The 2,426-nt window shown below is 42.7% G+C and carries 4 protein-coding genes; 2 read left to right on the top strand and 2 right to left on the bottom strand.

Features of this window, described 5'->3' with window-relative positions:
- The first annotated feature begins 206 nt into the window (after positions 1 to 206).
- Together E5S67_RS18950 and sufU are read left to right on the top strand one after the other, a co-directional pair.
- Positions 207 to 812 carry a nucleotidyltransferase family protein gene (locus E5S67_RS18950; protein ID WP_172189848.1) on the top strand — a complete coding sequence of 202 codons (606 nt, stop codon included), beginning with the start codon at positions 207 to 209 and terminating at the stop codon, positions 810 to 812.
- A gap of 7 nt (positions 813 to 819) precedes the next feature.
- Positions 820 to 1,272, top strand: coding sequence for a Fe-S cluster assembly sulfur transfer protein SufU (sufU, locus tag E5S67_RS18945; RefSeq protein ID WP_216670574.1), 453 nt, complete (start codon positions 820 to 822; stop codon positions 1,270 to 1,272).
- A gap of 187 nt (positions 1,273 to 1,459) precedes the next feature.
- Here sufU and E5S67_RS18940 read toward each other — a convergent pair whose 3' ends face one another.
- Positions 1,460 to 1,798: an AraC family transcriptional regulator gene (locus E5S67_RS18940; protein ID WP_216670573.1), complete on the bottom strand. Its 339-nt coding sequence runs from the start codon at positions 1,796 to 1,798 to the stop codon at positions 1,460 to 1,462.
- Between the two features lie 5 nt (positions 1,799 to 1,803).
- Entirely contained in the window at positions 1,804 to 1,959 is a 156-nt protein-coding gene (locus E5S67_RS32565) for a hypothetical protein (protein WP_216670572.1), read from the bottom strand.
- Positions 1,960 to 2,426 lie beyond the last annotated feature (467 nt).

Here is a 2,426-nt window from a genome sequence, read left to right as displayed (position 1 = left end):
AATTCATGCTTAATTCATTAGGTATTCTTTTAATAATTATCTACTAATATATAGTTTGTATACACATTCAGGTATGCCCAATGCCCAATGCCCAATGCCCAATGCCCAATGCCCAATGCCCAATGCCCAATGCCAGATAGTACCTCATGTTACTGAGAAAGGCTATACGAGTATGTTCTTAATAATCAAAAATCCAAAACTTGGGTATGGTATTTAAAATTGGTCTAATTATTCTCGCTGCTGGAGCTGCAACCCGCATGGGAAGACCAAAACAATTGCTTTCTTATCAAGGACGCAGCCTGATACTCCATGCGGTTGAAGTTGCCTTAGCTTCTCTCTGCCAACCTATCATAGTAGTCCTGGGAGCTTATGTAGAACAAATTAAACCGGAACTAATGCCAAAGGCAGTGCAAGTTGTAGAGAACTCCCAATGGCAAGAGGGAATGTCTTCTTCTATTCGCGCTGGTATTAGTATGCTACTGAGAACTAACTCTAAACTTGATGCAGTTATCATCTCACTTGCAGATCAGCCGCTAGTTTCTCCCCAGATTTTCAATCAATTGATTCAGTCTTATCAAGAAACGCAAAAAGTAATTATCGCCTCAAAGTATAACGAAACTACAGGCGTACCTGCCCTGTTTAGTAATGCCTTATTTCCCGAACTGATGCAGCTTGAAGGAGATAAAGGTGCAAAAGCGTTAATACAAAAATATATAGATACAGGATTGATTCTGCTAATACCAGAAGCTGCGATTGATATTGATACCCCGGACGATTACAAGCATTTGCTATTAAAGAATTTTAAAGAGTGAATAGATTATGAAAACTAACGATCGCCAAATTTACCAACAAGTAATTTTGACACACGCCAGAAAACCGCAAAACAAAGGAAAAACTGACCCAGTACACCGTCAACACCGAGGAGAAAATCCCTATTGCGGTGATGTGGTTGATTTAACGCTGGTACTAGATGAAGCAGAAAGTAAAATTGCCGACATTAAATTTGAAGGTGCAGGTTGTGCTTTGTGCCTTGCTTCTGCTGACTTAATGGCGATCGCTATCAAAGGTAAAACTATTTCACAGGTGCTTTTAATGGTAGAACAGTTCCGCGAGATGGCAGCGGGAAATACTCAGTTTGATCCTCCGTTGGAGAAACTCAATATCATGCAAGGTGTTTCCCGATATCCGATGCGGGTTAAGTGTGCAACTTTGGCTTGGCATACCCTCAAAGCGGCGCTGAGTTCGGTTGAAACTAGCAATGAACAGGTATAGTCACATCGATTCCGGTTGCACTCCTTATCATTGTTGACTGTTGACTGTTGACTGTTGACTGTTGACTGTTGACTGTTGACTGTTAACTGTTGACTGTTGACTGTTAACTGTTGACTGTTGACTGTTGACTGTTGAAGGAGGGGTCGAAAAATTGAATGATAGTTGAGTATTGACTGTTGATTCGATTTTACAATTCCGATGCTAGCGGAGTTGATATCACGTCGATCGCTTTTACATTGGCACCCCTTTGTGGTGAGGGATCGCCAGCCTCAACCATGACTGAACCGACAAGAGTGGGGTCGAGATTGAGGCGAAAGCTAAGGTACGGTTGCGCTTTGGACGCTTCAAGAATTTGGCTGACAATCGGCAGTTCGATCGTAGCAAGCAGATAATGCATCGGGTCGTACTGAAGCGCGATCGCGCTGCCCAGAAGAACTTCTTTGCTGCCCTGGGCAATGACACAAAAGGCAGGGATAGAGACACTATCAACGCATTCCGAAGGTGAGGAGGATCCCTTGAAGTGCAATCCTTTCAGCGGCTCAATTGTCCCATCCTGACGAATCGCCTGTGCAATCCGCTATTGGTCAGTTCGTCTCTGTGGGCTTGTTCTCTATCTGCCTCGCGCTTTGCCGGATGGTCGTTCATTAACGACCTAGCGGACTTTTCACTCGTTTTGGCAGCGTTCATTTATAAGTTTGCAGGATTGTACAACAATCTTAGACGATCGTTCTATTGCTTGCCCTTGAGGATTCTTAGAATGAGGCTAAAGCAATGAAAAAAGATTCCGGCGAATTGTAAGCATTCTCGACTTTTATTCAAGAGAAAACGCAGTTTTGATTGGGCAAGAGATTCGCCTACTGACAACCAAAATGTCCTCAAAGCTAACCTTGCTTCTTAAAAAATCCATCCCTATTGATAGAGAAGCGATTAGTGCTCAATTTCTACGATTGGGACAGCCACCGAAATGGCATCAAGTAAAGGTATTAAGAAATGGACATTAAACGAAGTGGCTCACAGCCTTCGGCCAAAGGACCGGCTGAGTATTTTACCGGCACTGTCCGCATATAGCAATCCTAAATGATTTTCTATATCTAGAGCAATCCTAAATGATTTTCTTTGTGTAAGTATATTGACGTATTTTGGGGAAATCAAAT

The sequence above is a fragment of the Microcoleus asticus IPMA8 genome, from assembly GCF_013179805.1.
Classification (GTDB): domain Bacteria; phylum Cyanobacteriota; class Cyanobacteriia; order Cyanobacteriales; family Microcoleaceae; genus Microcoleus; species Microcoleus asticus.
The sequence above is the reverse complement of the archived record's forward strand: the minus strand, read 5'-3'. Positions and strand labels throughout refer to the sequence as shown.